Source organism: Salirhabdus euzebyi, from assembly GCF_014207435.1.
Lineage (GTDB): Bacteria > Bacillota > Bacilli > Bacillales > Alkalibacillaceae > Salirhabdus > Salirhabdus euzebyi.
Genome location: NZ_JACHGH010000022.1, coordinates 1 through 16,770, shown reverse-complemented (window position 1 = coordinate 16,770; position 16,770 = coordinate 1). Strand labels below are relative to the sequence as shown.

16 protein-coding genes are annotated in these 16,770 nt (G+C 35.0%); 11 read left to right on the top strand and 5 right to left on the bottom strand.

Going from position 1 to position 16,770, the window contains the following annotated elements; translation table 11 throughout:
• Window positions 1–287: 287 nt before the first annotated feature.
• The 11 genes from HNQ94_RS19325 (at window position 288) to HNQ94_RS19275 (ending at window position 12,163) form a co-directional block, all read left to right on the top strand.
• A complete protein-coding gene (locus tag HNQ94_RS19325; protein ID WP_174498001.1) occupies window positions 288–1,157 on the top strand; it encodes a DNA-3-methyladenine glycosylase family protein in 870 nt (289 codons plus the stop codon).
• Window positions 1,158–1,165: 8 nt separating this feature from the next.
• Window positions 1,166–2,557 carry a 23S rRNA (uracil(1939)-C(5))-methyltransferase RlmD gene (rlmD, locus tag HNQ94_RS19320; RefSeq protein WP_246200100.1) on the top strand — a complete coding sequence of 464 codons (1,392 nt, stop codon included), beginning with the start codon at window positions 1,166–1,168 and terminating at the stop codon, window positions 2,555–2,557.
• A 304-nt stretch (window positions 2,558–2,861) separates the two neighbouring features.
• Window positions 2,862–5,360 carry a tetratricopeptide repeat-containing diguanylate cyclase gene (locus tag HNQ94_RS19315; RefSeq protein ID WP_174498002.1) on the top strand — a complete coding sequence of 833 codons (2,499 nt, stop codon included), beginning with the start codon at window positions 2,862–2,864 and terminating at the stop codon, window positions 5,358–5,360.
• A 158-nt stretch (window positions 5,361–5,518) separates the two neighbouring features.
• The gene (locus HNQ94_RS19310; protein WP_174498003.1) at window positions 5,519–6,028 is read left to right on the top strand and encodes a sigma-70 family RNA polymerase sigma factor; all 510 of its coding nucleotides are present in this window, start codon (window positions 5,519–5,521) and stop codon (window positions 6,026–6,028) included.
• Window positions 6,029–6,031: 3 nt separating this feature from the next.
• Entirely contained in the window at window positions 6,032–7,378 is a 1,347-nt protein-coding gene (locus HNQ94_RS19305; RefSeq protein ID WP_174498004.1) for a DUF4179 domain-containing protein, read from the top strand.
• Window positions 7,379–7,787: 409 nt separating this feature from the next.
• Complete coding sequence (locus tag HNQ94_RS19300; protein WP_174498005.1) at window positions 7,788–7,934, top strand: FbpB family small basic protein; 147 nt, start codon at window positions 7,788–7,790, stop codon at window positions 7,932–7,934.
• A 53-nt stretch (window positions 7,935–7,987) separates the two neighbouring features.
• Window positions 7,988–8,266 carry a YkvA family protein gene (locus HNQ94_RS19295; protein WP_174498006.1) on the top strand — a complete coding sequence of 93 codons (279 nt, stop codon included), beginning with the start codon at window positions 7,988–7,990 and terminating at the stop codon, window positions 8,264–8,266.
• 301 nt (window positions 8,267–8,567) lie between these two features.
• On the top strand, window positions 8,568–9,395 hold the full coding sequence (locus HNQ94_RS19290) for an alpha/beta fold hydrolase (protein WP_174498007.1): 828 nt from the start codon (window positions 8,568–8,570) through the stop codon (window positions 9,393–9,395).
• A gap of 150 nt (window positions 9,396–9,545) precedes the next feature.
• Window positions 9,546–10,082 carry a phosphatase PAP2 family protein gene (locus HNQ94_RS19285; protein WP_174498008.1) on the top strand — a complete coding sequence of 179 codons (537 nt, stop codon included), beginning with the start codon at window positions 9,546–9,548 and terminating at the stop codon, window positions 10,080–10,082.
• A gap of 28 nt (window positions 10,083–10,110) precedes the next feature.
• Entirely contained in the window at window positions 10,111–11,259 is a 1,149-nt protein-coding gene (locus HNQ94_RS19280) for a glycosyltransferase family 4 protein (protein WP_174498009.1), read from the top strand.
• A 349-nt stretch (window positions 11,260–11,608) separates the two neighbouring features.
• On the top strand, window positions 11,609–12,163 hold the full coding sequence (locus tag HNQ94_RS19275; protein WP_174498010.1) for a flavin reductase family protein: 555 nt from the start codon (window positions 11,609–11,611) through the stop codon (window positions 12,161–12,163).
• A gap of 45 nt (window positions 12,164–12,208) precedes the next feature.
• Here HNQ94_RS19275 and HNQ94_RS19270 read toward each other — a convergent pair whose 3' ends face one another.
• The 5 genes from HNQ94_RS19270 to pfkB all read right to left on the bottom strand — a co-directional run bounded on the left by HNQ94_RS19270 (window position 12,209) and on the right by pfkB (window position 16,517).
• Entirely contained in the window at window positions 12,209–12,685 is a 477-nt protein-coding gene (locus tag HNQ94_RS19270) for a hypothetical protein (protein WP_174498011.1), read from the bottom strand.
• Window positions 12,686–12,774: 89 nt separating this feature from the next.
• Window positions 12,775–13,035, bottom strand: a complete 261-nt coding sequence (locus HNQ94_RS19265; protein ID WP_174498012.1) for a hypothetical protein — start codon at window positions 13,033–13,035, stop codon at window positions 12,775–12,777.
• A gap of 134 nt (window positions 13,036–13,169) precedes the next feature.
• On the bottom strand, window positions 13,170–14,027 hold the full coding sequence (locus HNQ94_RS19260) for a tagatose bisphosphate family class II aldolase (RefSeq protein ID WP_174498013.1): 858 nt from the start codon (window positions 14,025–14,027) through the stop codon (window positions 13,170–13,172).
• A gap of 141 nt (window positions 14,028–14,168) precedes the next feature.
• On the bottom strand, window positions 14,169–15,572 hold the full coding sequence (locus HNQ94_RS19255; protein ID WP_174498014.1) for a PTS fructose transporter subunit IIC: 1,404 nt from the start codon (window positions 15,570–15,572) through the stop codon (window positions 14,169–14,171).
• Between the two features lie 24 nt (window positions 15,573–15,596).
• Window positions 15,597–16,517: a 1-phosphofructokinase gene (gene pfkB / locus HNQ94_RS19250; protein ID WP_174498015.1), complete on the bottom strand. Its 921-nt coding sequence runs from the start codon at window positions 16,515–16,517 to the stop codon at window positions 15,597–15,599.
• Window positions 16,518–16,770 lie beyond the last annotated feature (253 nt).

Genomic DNA, 16,770 nt, shown 5'->3' with positions numbered 1-16,770 from the left:
AATTCCTCTTTTCATTGTTTTTCGTGGTTGAAAACATTGTTGACAAAAAGGAATAAAATGACTCTTCTTTTTTACACAATTATAAGGACTTAATCCCCAACTAACAGGATAGGTTAGGTCCATCGCCGTTTCTTTAAACAAAAGAAGCCTATTTTATGTTTATTTATTGCTATCTTCAACATATGGTAAAATATTGATAAGTTATGTTAATTTTCGTCGACTCAAATATTAAATAGATAATAATAATGCTATGAAAAATTCGTGCAAGTCCTGCAGGGGGTTTAAATATGTGGTTGGAAACAATAGTCGTCGATGGCTCCTTTGATTTTGACTATGCTTTAAGTCGTTTTGCTTTTGATCCTTTACTAGTTTTAAGTGTAGAGGAGAGATGGGTACATATACCGATGAGCGTAAAAGGGGAAAAACATGTTGTTAAGCTTCAAGCAACGGGTACGACTAATAGTCCCGCTTTTATCATTCAAAGTGAGAGTTTTGAACGAAAAGAGGATATACTGAGAAGAGTGAAAGCTATTTTTCAATGGGAAAAAGATTTAGAAACGATACATAGTCACTTTGAAAAAACAAATTTAGCTCATTTATTTCAAAAATACCCCGGAACGCCTGTTGTGAAAGACTTTGGACTTTATGAAGCTTTAGTGAAAACAATTATTCATCAACAATTAAACATGAGATTTGCTTACACTTTATCAACGAGGTTTGTGCAATTATTAGGGGAAGAAAAGGATGGGTCTTGGTTTTATCCAACTCCAGAAAAGGTAGCTTCCATAAACTATGAGGAATTACGTGAACTACAATTTAGCCAAAGGAAAGCAGAATACGTGATAGATACTTCCAGGTTAATAGCAAGCGGTGAATTAAATTTAGAAAAATTAGCCGAGCAACCTGATGAGCAAGTAATCGAAAAGCTGACAAAAATAAGAGGAGTAGGCACTTGGACTGCCGAAAACTGGCTCTTGTTCGGACTTGGTCGAGAAAACCTTTTGCCAGCAGCTGATATTGGAATACAAAATGGACTCAAAAAGTATTTGAATATGGATGCAAAACCAAAAAAGGAAGAAATATATGAAATGGGAGAACAATGGTCCCCATTTAGAAGTTATGCGTCGTTAACAATATGGCGGAGTACTGAAGGTTAGGTGAAAATGTGAGAAAGCAACAACAAGAAAAGGTCGAAAGAAAACATGAAGAGGGACAAAATATACCGTTAACTATTAAAAAAATGGGGATTAACGGAGAAGGTATCGGCTACTTTAAACGGAAAGCCGTGTTCGTTCAAGGAGCCCTTCCAGATGAAGAAGTAGTAGCGGTTATTCAAAAAGAGTATCCAAAATACATTCGGGCAGAATTAAAAACAATCCGTAAAAAATCGAAAGACCGTATAGACCCTCCATGTGATATTTACGAAGCTTGTGGAGGGTGTCAGTTACAGCATTTACGTTATGAAAAACAATTGGAGTATAAGCGTGATTTGATTTTGCAAGCATTAGATCGTTACGTAAAGAAGAAAATAGATCCGAGTAAGGTGAAGGAAACGTTCGGTATGGAGCATCCATGGGATTATCGTAATAAAAGTCAACTCCAAGTAGGGAATCTAAATGGAAATGTCATAGCAGGTTTATATGGACAAGGCTCCCATCGCTTAATTGATACAACCGATTGTCTTGTTCAACATCCAAAGACGAATAAAGTGTCAAAAGAAGTAAAACAAATTATTAGTGATTTAAACATACCTATTTATGATGAAAAAAAGCAAAAGGGCTTTATACGTACGATTGTTACACGTTTAGGGTTTGAAACAGATCAAATTCAACTCGTTCTTATCACAACAAAAAAGGACTTTCCGAAAAAAGACCTATTTATAAAACAAGTGGAAAAACGACTACCTCAAGTAACGTCCTTTATGCAAAATGTTAATGGGAAAAAGACCTCTCTCATTTTTGGAGAAGACACCCATCATTTATTTGGGGATGAATATATAGAGGAAAAGCTAGATAACATTGGTTTTGAATTATCTGCAAGAGCCTTTTTCCAACTAAATCCACCGCAAACTGTTAAAATGTACAATGAAGTGAAGCGGGTTGCACAATTATCAGGCAAAGAAAAGATAGTAGATGCCTATTGTGGTGTGGGAACTATTGGTTTATGGCTTGCAGAAGGCGCAGCTGAAATTAGAGGGATTGAAGTAATTGATGATGCAGTAAAAGATGCCCGCAAAAACGCCAAAAATTTAGGCATAAGTAATGCTGAATATGTAACAGGTAAAGCGGAAGAATGGCTTCCCAAATGGCAAAAAGAAGGCTTTCAGCCGGATATTATTGTTGTTGATCCACCAAGAACAGGCTGTGACCAGCAATTTATTGAAACGGTGAAGAAAATCAAACCGAAAAAGTTTATTTATGTTTCCTGTAATCCATCTACTTTAGCAAAGGATTTAGATGCCCTTTCTAGTGTGTTTGAGGTGAAGTCCATTCAGCCGGTGGACATGTTCCCGCAAACGAGTCAAGTAGAGGCGATTGTGTTGTTAGAATTGAAATAACTTCAATAGGCTTACTAAATATGTTCCCTCGGACCTATCGTTCGGGGGATTTTTATTTGGACTTAAAAGTGGTATGAAAAGAGTCTAAATAAATTTAGATTATGTTTTAAAAGGAAGAATTTTATAATCAATTTTGGAAAATGATGTTAAACTATTAAGTAACAAAAAGTATCTGAATGAACTAACACTTAAAAGTAATGATGTACAGAATTTTAGTTTAGGGGAAAAACATGCTTGTGTAATACATACTAGTAAGGTCCTTTTTCACTTTGTTGAATGATAAGATCGATAGGAGATAAGTCATATGCATGACGCAAATCTAAAAGAAAACGTAAAAAGTAAGGAAATATTACCTCGAAATGAAGAGACCTGTCAGGAGAAAAATGTGTTAGCCTCCCTTCTCTCAGAAGCTAAGGGGAATTTTAGGGCAAGTTTATTTTCTGAAGCTAAACGTAGTATGGAAAGTGTATTAGTGATGTATAAAAATGCGGATAGGGAGCCGCCTGTTAGTGTTCAACTCCTGTATGGTAATACGATAGAAAAAACCGGTAATCTTAAACAAGCGTTGACTATTTTTAATGAACAATACAGGAAGCATAGCTCTATGTATGCCTTAATTCGATTGGGATATATCAGTATTAATCTTCGTGATTTATCTCTTTTGAAACAATATGAAACTGCTTGCTTAGAAAGACTGAATGCTCCATCGATATCTTTAAGTGATAAGTTACACCTGCAAGTTATTTTAGGTTACTATTTCTCCTATTCAGGACAAGATGCTTCTCTGGTTCATGAGATGGTCGAATATCATAAAGTGAACAGTATGTTACTAAGGGAAAAGCTGAAAGTAGAAGACTATATACGCTGGTTATACCATTTACATATTCTTCAATTATTAAATAATCGTTGTTGGGAAGAACGGGCCCCATTCATCTATGAAGCAGAATCATTGGCAGAGCAATATAACCAAACAGCTATATTGATGAATATTTATAACCTGATGGGTATCGGATTACTAGAGGAGAATGTCATTAAAGCAAAGGAGTACATGTTAAAATCGAGGGATTTGGCGATAAAACTTGGAAATAAACAGCATGAGATGGTCGCTAATACAAACCTATTAATGTTCTATCAGTATTTAGGGGATACAAGTCACGCCATAGAGCTGGCAGAAAAAGCAAAAGCGATTGGACAAGCCATCAATTCAAATTTTAATGAAATTAATTTAGTAAAGCTTTATTATCTCATAGAAGATTATCCTCAAGCGTTAAAGCTAATCGATGAATTAAAGCCTAAGATGAGGAGAATAAACCTGACTATAACAAGAGTCGATGCATTGGTTTTTCAATATAAAATCATCTTGAGACAAAAGGATGTAAAAAAAGCAAAGAGACTCTGGCCATTTATGGAAAAGATGTGTAAAAAACATAAGGATAAAATGAATTTATTATTACTTAGTTGCCAATATTTTGTCTTGCTTAACCAATATGATAGAGCAATTTCTATTGCTACAAAGTGTCTTGAAGATAAGAATATAAGTGTAGAATTTAAAATCGAATTTTCCATGATATTATTAGAATCATTTATTAAATTAGACCAGGAAGAAGCCTTTTTAAAGTATGTACAATCCTTTGAATCATTAGTCTATAACAAAGGGTATTTTGGTTACTTATGCTATGTCTATTATTATAAGGGATTATTTTACCTGAAAAATAAATCATATATCCAGGCAAGAGTTTATTTTATTCGGGCCAAAAATTATTTTACCAAGGTCAATAATCTACTGAAACGAAATGAAATGGAAAGAAGTATTGAAACTATAGATCAATTATTAGTAGAAATCCCATCAAACAAGCAGTTGGAAATGATGAATTTACTAACAAACAATGAAATTATGTTTGATAGCATTAGGCTAGTTCATTCTGCCAAATACCTTGGGGATGTTTGTAAAAATATTACGAAGGTTCTCCATGAAAATATGGTTTTAGATGATGTTTATTTTCATTTTATAATTGATAGAAAGAGAACCAAGACATTGTATATTAGTGATAAGCTGCAAAGTGAAGAGACAACCAATGAAGAGGTCGATACTGCTTTGAGGAAGGTAATTCAAGAAAAGAAAGTTAGTCATTTTAAGTATGACAACGCTTGTTTTCATGGTTTTCCAATTTTCTCCGATGAGAAAGAAGTTATATCGATAGTTCTAATAAAAAATCACAGTGTTCTTTCTGAAGAAAGCTCCTATTATATGGAACAATTTTTGAATTTTATCTCTCCTAAGATTGAAAATGTGGTCTATAATGAGTTGGTTCATGTTGATGGTTTAACGAACCTATATAACCGAAACTTTTTTATGAAAAGGTTGGAAGAAGAGTTTCAGAAAACAGCAGATTTCCAAAACGACCTTTCTTTTATTATGATTGATATTGATGATTTTAGGCTAGTCAATAATCAGTTTGGTCATGCAGAAGGGGATCGTATTTTGGAGAATGTGGCCAAGACCATCCAGCAGTCAGTCCGTAGTGGCGATATTGTTGGCCGTTATGGTGGCGAGGAATTGATTGTGATTCTGCCAAATACCTATTCCGAGATTGCCAAGGGTGTAGCCCACCGTATTTTAAATGAAATACGTAAAATTCATGTGAATGAATCATACCTACTAACAGCAAGTATAGGTGTATCGAGTATTGATCAAGACAATTCATTGACCTTCCAAGAACTCATAGAAAAAGCAGACCTTTCTGAAAGATATGCTAAGGAGCAAGGCAAAAATCGTGTTTGTTGTTACTGGGAAATTGATTGAGAGTTTATAAGAATTCCTATTGGCAACTATCGTTTAAGCAAGTCATTTAAGAAACCTTTCCTGTTCTGGTGAAGGTTTTTTTCTTTTAATAAAAAAATTGAAACCAAATGACTGGCTCGTGGGTCTTGATTATAGAAATACAAAATTAGGGGTGCCTTATGGACGACAAAATATTTAATAGAGCGAGAAAGCGAGATGAAGAAGCCTTCTTAACTTTAATGCGGCTATATAAAGACAATGTGTACTATACAGGTCTGGCATACTTGAAAAACAGTGAAAAAGCGAAAGAGGCTGTTCAAGAAGTGACTTTTCGTGCTTATAAGAACATACATAAAGTGAAAAAAGCAACAGCTGTTAAGGCCTGGCTAGTAAGGATAACCATTAACTATTGTTTAGATGAAATTAAAAAATCAAAAAGATTTCAATCAGGGAATGACTTCACTTTAATAGAGTCTAGTCAAAGTCACGATGTAACAGAGTCTTTATTTTTAACAGAAGCTATTCATACATTAAGACCAAAGTATCAAATGGTTGTGATCATGAAGTACTATAACGACCTAACGGTTAATGAAATAGCGGAAAGCTTAAAGATGCCGACAGGGACGGTGAAAACTTACTTGAGCCGGGCATTAACGGAGCTAAGAAATTATGCGGAAAGGGGGATTTAGCTGATGAAAAAAGGTCAGGAGCATAACATGTTAGAAAAAGAGGGCAAGGTTTTATTTGAGCAAAATGTTCCCTTTAACTTAGATGACCAAATATTAATAGGAATAGATCGGGGAAGACGCCACAAAAATAGAATGATTTTTGCTAAAAATTCAATATTGTCCGTTACTGCTTTACTTATACTTTTTGTTTTATCTGTTAATTTCTTTCCTTCTGTAAACCAACTTGCTTCTAAAATTCCAGGTATTAATAAAATAGCAGAAGCTGTTGATTTTGACAGAGGATTACAGGAAGCTATAAGCAATGAATATATTCAAGTCGTGAACCAGAGTGATACTAAAGGGGATATGACCATTACCATTGATCAACTAATTGTGGATGAAAAAAGATTAATTTTATTTTATAACGTAGAAACAGACGAAGATGTGACCAATTTAAGAATAGGAAATATAAAATTGACGAACAAGAATGGGCAAGTGTTAAATGATTCTTTTTCTTCATCAGGTGATTTCAGTCTGAACAAAAACCAAATAGGGGTGTTAGATGTCAGATGGGACGGTAATGTGGAATTAACCGATCCTTTAACGATTACATTTTCGCTAATTGAAGATCAAAAACAAGAAAGTGGTCATTTGGAACCAGTAGAATTACCAGAAACATTTACCTATAAGCTCCCAATTGATTTAAGTAAGATGAAAGAAAGTAAAACGTATACAATTAATAAAACCGCTGAGTTAGATGGTCAAAAGCTTCATTTTAAGAAAGTTATTTCTTATCCAACACGTGAAGAATTGCATTTAGAGTATGATGAGAATAACACGAAGGATATCTTATCCTGGGGAGACCTTCAAATAGTCAATGAGAATGGTGACGTTGTTTCTAAACCAAATATGGCAATGACAGATGGTGCAACGAAAACGCAGGTCATTAGTTTTACTAGTAATTATTTTGCAGAGTATGAAGAATTGTATTTCACTCTTACAAAAATGAATGCAATAGATAAAAGTGATAATAAGATAGTTATTGATTTAGAAGAGGAGAAATTACTAAAGGCGCCGGATAATCGCGTTACATTAGCGCAGATTTCAGAAGATAATAGTTTTGATTTGGAGAATAAATTAGCCATTACTTTTTTATTAGATGCACCCCCTGAAGAGGATCAGAGTTACTTTGTGATGTCAGGCGTCTTTACAGATGTAGAAGGAAAAGAATTTTACTTTGGGCGACAACAAGCAAGTTCTAATGATTTTACCATTTATATTGAGAATCAGGAGTACGCGAACCCAATATCATTTTCTATCCAAAACTATCCTACCTACATTGAAGGTGATGTTAAGATTAAAATTAAATAGAGAATTTATTTAGACATGAAAGGCATCTCAAATGAGATGCCTTTTCGTTTTGTGGAGAGGGAGTGAATCTAAATTGGGTCTTAGGTAGAAAGACTAATCCCTCTCTTGTTATTTGCTTGTCAAAGTTGTTGTATAATCAACGCTTATGTAAAGTAATTGACAAGCTATTCTGTTCTCGATATGATTATGTCATAAATTGAATATTTCTTCTTCCTAAAAGGGGAGTAGCTTTTACAATAAAGTCGTCATTTCAGAGTTTTTATACTCTCGGCTTTATTGGCAACTATCGTTGTTAGCAAGACCTTTACCAGCCGGTAAAGGTCTTATTTTGTTTGATAAACCTTTACCATTTTGGTAAAGGTTTTTTCTTTTAGTACACCAATACTTTAAAAAGAAAGGAAACAAACAAATGACGATGAAGAGAAAAAAAGTACGGATATCCGATCTGATGAAAAGAAATAGAGAAGAAATCTTAAATTGCAAAGTGAAAATGGACATAATTGAAAGACGTGTAGATGAAAAATATGTAAAAGAAAAAGAGAAAAGTAATGAATAAACACAACGCCAAGGTGACATTCCCATTACAAATTGATGATCAGGGTGAAGCAAATGATTAAGTATTTTAAAAGAATACGATTTCTTTTTACATTTAAAAAGTCCATTCCATTCTTAAGAGACTTTTTCCTTTCGAAAGAGGTAAAGGCCAAGCATAAAGTTATAGGAGTGCTACTAGTATTAGGATACTTCGTTTTCCCGTTTGATCTTATTCCAGATTTCCTGTTGGTGTTAGGACTTGTGGATGATATAGCTATTGCTACTTTCATATTAGAAAGAATGATCAAGATGGCTCCAGTTTCTTTAAAGAAAAAGTATAATTTAAGGAGTTAGTTGTAAATTTAGTAGTTTCTGCTTTTTTGCGTTTTTGATTTTAGATAACATGATAATGATAAACCTAGAAAAGAGGAGCTGTCTTTCTCAGTTAAAAGACAGCTCCTCTATTTTGTATAAACGTTATGAAAGGTTTCTATCTTTCGGACTAAGCTTACACCATTCTTCCTAGTTTTAACCCAGTTAATTAAAATCTTAGAAATACTGAGGGTTAGAGGCCAATTTATTTTAAGGAATACATGCTATATCTTTAAATGGTATATAATATATTTTTGACTAGCAAAATTTGGAGATGTAAAAAATGACATTAAATCGAGAATATATTGAGTTTTGTAATGTGAAAGTATACTGTGAATATCTTATAAATAATAAGCCACCGTTACTATTAATTCATGGATTCGCCTCCTCAACCTATACGTTTAATCTTCTTATTCCATTGTTAAAGAAGCATTTTTCTATTGTGGCTATTGATTTGCCTGGGTTCGGACGAAGTGAGAAGTCTGCTTCATTCGTGTATTCATTACACAATTATGCAAAGATAGTGGCATGTTGCATTGAACATTTTAAATTCAAACATGTGACGATTGTAGGACATTCAATGGGCGGGCAAGTTGCATTATTTACTGCCAAGATGATACCAGAAAAAATTAATAAATTAGTATTATTAGCAAGTTCTGGTTATTTAAAAAGACCCAACAAATCTTTAATTTACTGTTCTTATTTACCGTTTTTTCGGTCTTTTGTGAAAAGAAAGGCTAGAAGAAAAGAGGTAAAAGAGTATTTACTGGATGTTTTTTATGAGAAATCATCCATTACAGCTGACCATGTGGAGGAATTCGGCAGACCACTTCAAGAAGATGGTTTTTATATTTCTCTGATTAGGCTGCTTCGGCATAGAGAAGGAGATCTAAGTAGTGATGAACTCAAAAAGATCAACACACCAACCCTGCTTATTTGGGGAGAGGAAGATAGAGTTGTCTCTGTTAAAATTGGTCATAAATTAGTAAACGATTTGCCAAATGCAAAGCTTATCACGTATGAAAAAACTGGACATTTAATTTCAGAAGAACGACCCACTGAAATTTACAATCATATAGTATCGCACGCACTTACACAAAACGAAAAGTGAATAAGTATTCAAAATGGGGTCCCAAGAAGATGTTTTTTAGGGGATCCTTTTTAACGATGAAAAATTTGACCTAATCTTTACATTAGTTTGAAGCTGGCTTTAAATTTGGACTTTAAACTTTAAGTAAATTCACTGTAAGGGGGAAACACAATGATTATTAAATGGTCCAAAAATTTTCATCATTATGACTGTTTATTACTCCTTAATATTAATCGTTATTACGATTCTCGATTTTTAAATCATTTTTTTTCCAAAGTCACCCATTTAGGCGGTGCAAAATTCTCCATATTCATAACTGCGTTTTTGATTTATCTATTTGATATGCCCTTCCTGATGATCCCGTTAGAAGCTGCTTTAGCCCTTCTTATTACACACATTCCGGTACTAATTATGAAAAAATTCTTTCCCCGAAAACGGCCTTACAAAAATATTAAAAGCACTAAATACCCTCCTAATCCTCTAGAAGATCATTCATTTCCTTCCGGTCATACTACTGCTATTTTTGCATTAATTACTCCATTCGTTATTCAAATACCTATACTAATGTTGTTCCTTTACCCAATTGCCTCTTTAGTTGGTCTGTCTAGAGTATTTTTAGGATTACACTATCCATCTGACGTTTTATGTGGTGCGCTCTTAGGTACCTTTGGTGGACTCATTTCAGTTTGGTTTTTACCGTTAATGTAACTTAAACTACTTAAGGAGGAAACGTGCTATGAAGGTTGCTATTTTTACAGATACGTTCACACCTCAAGTAAATGGTGTATCTCGTACGTTTGAAAAGTATGTTCACTATCTTGAGCAGCAAAAAATTGAATACCGATTGTTTACTGCGAAAACAAAAGATGATGAAAATTTTCAAGAACAAATATTCAGCTTCAAAAGTATGCCTTTCTTTCTGTATCCTGAATGTCGGTTAGCAGTACCAAATGTGATTCAAATTCGAAAAGAGATACAAACTTTTAGTCCGGATATTATTCATATCGCAACACCTTTTAATGTCGGTCTCAGTGGTTTGTACTATGGAAAAAAGCTAAACATTCCTATTGTTGGCTCGTATCATACTAATTTTGATCATTATTTACATTATTATAAACTTCAGTTCATGTCCAAGTGGTTATGGAAATATATGCATTGGTTTTATCAGCCGATGGAAAAAATATTTGTACCATCAAGTATTACTAAAAAGGAATTAAATCAATATGGTTTTCGTAATGTGCAAATTTGGAGTAGGGGAGTGGATTGTAATCTCTTTCATCCCAATCATAATAAAGAAATAGTAAGGAAAAAATACAATGTAAAAGAGAAATTCATTTTAAGCTATGTTGGAAGGCTGTCACCTGAGAAGGATTTAGATATATTAATGGAAACTGCAAAGCAATTACCGGAAAGAATAAAAAATCAAATTCATTGGATGATAGTAGGAGATGGGCCGTTAGGGAAGGACCTAAGAGAAATGGCACCAGAAAATATGACTTTTACTGGATATGTAAAAGGCCACGAACTTGCTAGAATTTATGCAGCAACAGATTTATTCGTTTTTCCTTCAACAACAGAGACCTTTGGAAACGTAGTACTAGAATCTTTAGCTTCTGGTACACCAGCCGTAGTTGCTCGATCAGGTGGTGTCCAAGAAATTGTAACAGATAAAAAAACAGGGTTATTATGTAATCCAAAAAGTGTAGAAGATTTTGTTAGAGCAATATCAGAAACGCTTGAAAATGAATTTCGCCTAAATTGGATGAGTGTCGAAGCGAGAAAATATGCCTTAAAACAGTCATGGGATTCTATTTTTAATGAACTTTTGCTGGAATATGAGGATATTATCCACTCTAGGGATAATAAAAAGCAAAATGTTGTTTAAATGCAATACCGTAAGTAGGGTTCAGTCCCCACTTACGGTATTTTCCTCAGCATAGCATATCGTATTATCGTTAAATGACCAAGTTCATGTGAATTGGAAAAATAGTAGCTTCCCGACCATATTGCCAGCCCCATACGTTAGCGGAGCATGCAGGTTTTGATATCCCCAGTACTTAGTCTTACCATAGTTTTGCCAGACTCATTTGTATAAATCCTCTGTTTCATTTGTAGCAGAACTCCACACCCAATAGATGGTCACGCTATATGTATATCGAACTCCCGCCTTAATGGACAGTGTATGGAAGAACCTTTACAATAAAAACTAGTAAGAAATGAGGAGTCGACTACATATGAGAAAACGTACAAACAATACAGTAATGCACAGTTATCCAGGAATGGTTGCCATCGTCACTACCTCGTACAATGGTGAAGATAATGTAATGGCTGCTGGATGGCATTCCTATATTTCTATGGACCCGCCGATATATGGAGTAGCCATTGGGAGAGAAAGACATACATATGAGTTAGTAAAAAATGCAGGAAATTTTGCCGTGAATTTTTTACCTTATGAAAAAGCAAAGTTCATTCAACAAACAGGCGTTTATTCCGGAAAAGATACAAATAAATTTGAAATAGGGGACATGACATTTGATAGGGGAGAGAAAATTCCAGCTCCAATATTACATGATGCTTATGTGGCGTATGAATGCCAAACGATAGACGTTAATAGCTATGGTGATCATGATTGGTTTGTTGGGGATATTGTTACTTTTTATAAGGATGAGACTAAATTTCAAGCGAATGGGTTGCCTGATTTCGAAAAACTAGCAATCCCTCTATATTTAGGACGTTCCCAGTATGCAAAACTAGATAAAAACAGTAAGATTGATTCTTATCAAATATAAAGTAAAGGGCCCTCTTCAAACGTTTGTTTGAGAAGGCCCATTCTTTTATAATGTAGGTTGTTTATGCTGTTTGACAGCGATGTTTTTTGTTTGGAAAGTAATTTGTTGTTTACCTTCTGTAAGGACCATGACATCCATTTCTTTCGTATTAGGGGATAGCATTAAGGTGTATTGCTGTGTTTTCCATTGATCGGATAAGGTTACTGGTTTACTAGTGGTTTCTTTTATGAATTTTCCTTTAATATTTGTTTCTACAACCTTAATAACAACATTTCCTGCTCCTTTTAAATCGAATTGAAACGTGTTTTGCTTCCCGCTTTTTATGTTTGAAGCGGTAAAAACAAAGCCTTCTCCGCTTTTCAGCCCTTTTGTAGCTATTTGATATGTCTTATTTTCGTTCTCACTTATTTTGGATTCACCAACACTAAAAAGGGTGAGTGGAGATGTATTGGCATGTGTAAAGAGAGGGGCGACAATCAGGTACACTAATGATAAAAACATCAAACTAATAATTTTTTTCAAAAGAAATCCTCCTACTATTTTGTAACGACGTTTGTTTTGTTAGTTTGTGTTTCTTTTGAAAAAACATGACTAGCTAACGCAAATTCTGATTACTTCCGATACGATTTATTTTTCTGTAAAGGAAAGGAACTGATTAGAATCGTATCAACCATAATGTGTACTTTGGCAATTTTTAGTTTAGGAAAGATACTTCGAATGTATTTTTCTGCTTCTTTTTCTAAATTAATTTGTTTAGATTTGGTTTGTAATCCGAACTCTGTTGAAAACTCTTCTTTGGCCATATTTAAGTCTAAAATAACAGTCATTTCTCCGTCCATTTGCTTGATTTCATAGCTTTGAAACAAATCCATCAACATTTCCCTCCTTTTCATAGTATGTTTATTTCTATCCATTACATGTAGAATATTCTTTTTAAATAAAGGAGGTTAATGTTGGGCACAAAAAAGAGACTAGGCGTTTTTTAGCCTAGTCTCTTCATCATTTATTAGTATCGATTGTCGCTACCACACATTTTGATTTTCTCTATAACAACTGCTTTCATCGCTTCTTTCGCAGGAGCCATGTATTTGCGCGGATCGTTAGCTTCTGGATTTTCTACTAAATAATTTCTTAGTGCACTTGAGAATGGAATTTTCAGCTCTGTTGCAATATTGACTTTACAGCAACCTAACTCGATACTTCTACGAACATCTGCATGAGAGATACCAGAAGCACCGTGAAGTACTAACGGAATATCTACTCTTTTTTGAATTTCTGCTAATCGATCGAAATCTAGGTTCGGCTCAGCCGCATACAATCCGTGTGCTGTACCAATGGCAACTGCCAGTGAATCAATTCCAGTTCGCTCTACAAACTCAACAGCTGCTTCTGGATCTGTGTAGAAGGAGTCTTTTTCATCTACAACTAAATCATCCTCTTGTCCACCTAAACGTCCAAGCTCTGCTTCCACTGTTGCGCCATGTTGGTGTGCATACTCTACAACTTCCTTAACTATTGCAATATTTTCTTCAAAAGCATGGTGAGATCCATCAATCATAACCGATTTTGTACCAAGCTTTACAGATGCTTGAATGTCTTCTAATGTTTCGTGGTGATCTAAGTGTAAGGCAATTGGAATAGAATAGCGACTTGCAGCAGCTTCCGCAATTGCTTGAATATAATCACGACCAGCATAATTGAAAGTACCTGGTGTACCAGCTAAGATAACCGGAGATTTCAATTCTGCTGCTGTTTCTACAATTACTTGAACTGTTTCAAGATTGTGAATGTTAAATGCCGGAACTGCATATCCATTTTTTTGTGCATGTAGTAACATTTCTTTTGTATTGACTAAATTAGCCATTTTCGTCACCTCTTTTGGAGTTTGGAGTTACAAGTTAAGAATTTCGAAAGCTAAAAGGTAGCTTTATAGGCTACCTTTTGCTTCATTTCATCAACAATCACGTCATCTCTCTCTATCGTGAAGCCTGCAAATGAATTTTAATTATGCTTGTTCTTTAGCATAGCTGCGTTTCTTAGAAAGTCCGTATAGGAATGCCCCTACTAGAGAACCAATTAAGATTGCAACTACCCAAAGTACTGCTTTGTCTACTACTGGAAGGATTAAGAATCCTCCGTGAGGTGCTGGAACACCCACTGCGAACATGTAAGAAAGAATTGCTGATACAGAAGAACCAACCATTAAGATAGGGATAACAACGATTGGGTTTTTCGCTGCGAATGGAATCGCACCCTCTGTAATGTGTGTTGAACCTAAGATAAAGTTAACAAGTCCTGCGTTTCTTTCAGACTCATTGAAATACTTACGGAAGAACACCGTTGCAAACGCGATAACTAATGGAGGAGTAATACATGCTGCAGATACCCCTGCCATAAAGAAGAAGTTACCATCACTTAGTAAAGCAGTACCAGTTAGGTAAGCTGCTTTGTTTACTGGACCACCCATGTCAAATGCACTCATAGATCCTACAATTAAACCTAAGATAATTGGGTTAGCGTTTTGGAACTCAGCTAGGAAATCCATCATACCTTCGTTAATAGCTGTCATTGGCTCTACTACGAAATGCATAATTCCACCGATTAAGAAAATACCAAGTAAAGGATATAAGAAAATTGCTTTTAAACCATCAAGAGATTTCGGTAGGCCTTGTAATAATTTTTGTAGAAGAACAATGATATAACCTGCAAGGAAACCTGCAACGATACCACCTAAGAAACCAGCACCACCATCATTGGCAATTACACCACCGATAAAACCGACTACCATACCAGGACGTTTTGCGATTGATTCAGCGATAAATGCAGCCAAAATTGGAACCATTAATCCGAATGCAAGACCACCTGTATTTTTTAGAAATGCTGCAAATTCATTGTATGTTTCATGTGTTGGATCCGCAGACCAAATACCAAATAAGAACGAGATTGCGATTAGAACACCGCCACCTACTACGAATGGTAGCATGTGAGAAACACCATTCATTAAGTGTTTGTAAATAGCACGACCTACTGAACCAGAACCGCCTTCAGAAACTTCTTCTTCCGCTTCATCAGACTTTTTGCTTCCTTTATATGTTGTTGCTTTACCATCAATAATTGTTTGGATTAGCTTTTCAGCTTCTTTAATCCCTCTACCAACAGAAACGTCAACAACAGGTTTTCCTACGAATCTTTCGGCGTTTACGTCTTTGTCTGCTGCAATAATGACACCGTCAGCTTCTTTAATTTCTTTGCTAGTAAGCCCGTTTTCAACACCTACTTGACCGTGTGTCTCAACTTTGATTTCTACTCCTAGTTTCTCAGCTGCTTTTTGTAAAGATTCTGCAGCCATAAATGTGTGAGCAATACCAGTTGGACAACCAGTTGCAGCAACAATTTTAATTTTACTCATTTTTATTTCCTCCCTTTTCATAGATTAATTGTATTTGGTTAACTCAATTGCAGGCAGTAACTCCGGTAAGTCAGATAAATCACTTAGCCCTTTTGAAAAGGCTGTTGATGCCCCCGTTGCAGAAGCGTATTTAAGAGCTTCCTCAACGCCCGCGTTTTGGATGATTTTTCCGACAAACATGGCCAAAAGTGAATCCCCTGCACAAGCCGTATTTACGACTTTACCTTTTACAGAAGAAGCTTTCAATACTGTTGCACTGGAAATAAATACCGAACCTTCAGAGCCTAAGCTGATTAACACATTTTGTGCTCCTAAGTTTAATAGCTCCTTACCGTAATAAATAATTTCTTCCTTTGATAAAGCTTCCTTACCAAAAAATACAGCAAGTTCTTCATCATTCGGCTTAATTAAGTACGGTTTGTAAGGTAGGCACTCCAGAAGTTTAGGCGAACTAATATCTAAAACTAATTTGATAGTTCGTTCGGCGCAAATTTTGGCTACCTCTACATAAAAGCTATCTGGAACACCTTTAGGTAAACTACCAGAAACGAATAAAATACTTTCCTCTGGAATGTTTTTAACTTTTCCTAACATTTCTTCAATCTTATCTTCTGGAATTTCAGGCCCTTGGTTAACGATTTTGTACTCTTCATTTTCAGAAGCTCGAACAAAAGTGTTAACGCGAGTAATTCCATCAACTTCTACAAAATCTGTCTTAATCCCTAGTGCATTTAATTCATCATGTATAAAAGACCCAGTAAAACCTCCAACAAAACCTAACGCTGTGTTATCTAAACCAATTTTTTTTAGCATGATGGAAATATTGATTGCCTTCCCATTTGCTTGGTAGTCTTCATTATTCGTTCGGTTCACCGTGTTCGGCTTGAATGAATCCAACTCTACAAAAAGGTCAATTGCTGGGTTGGGAGTGAGTGTATATATCATTTGCGGAATCACCTCCTGATGTTCTTTCAACTCCTTGTGATTTCATTATGGCACGAAATAATGTGTAAATGTTTTCAGTTTATGTAAAGGCTTTCAGTAAACTTTTACAGGTTTTGATGAGGTAGAATAGGGACAGCGTTATATAGTCGGATGGAGATTAAGTCAAGTCCACGTTATTGTGTAAAATTGAATCACAATGTTTCAACTATATTTATTCAGGGGGATTGTTTCTTCCCCTTTTATTTTTTTTGAC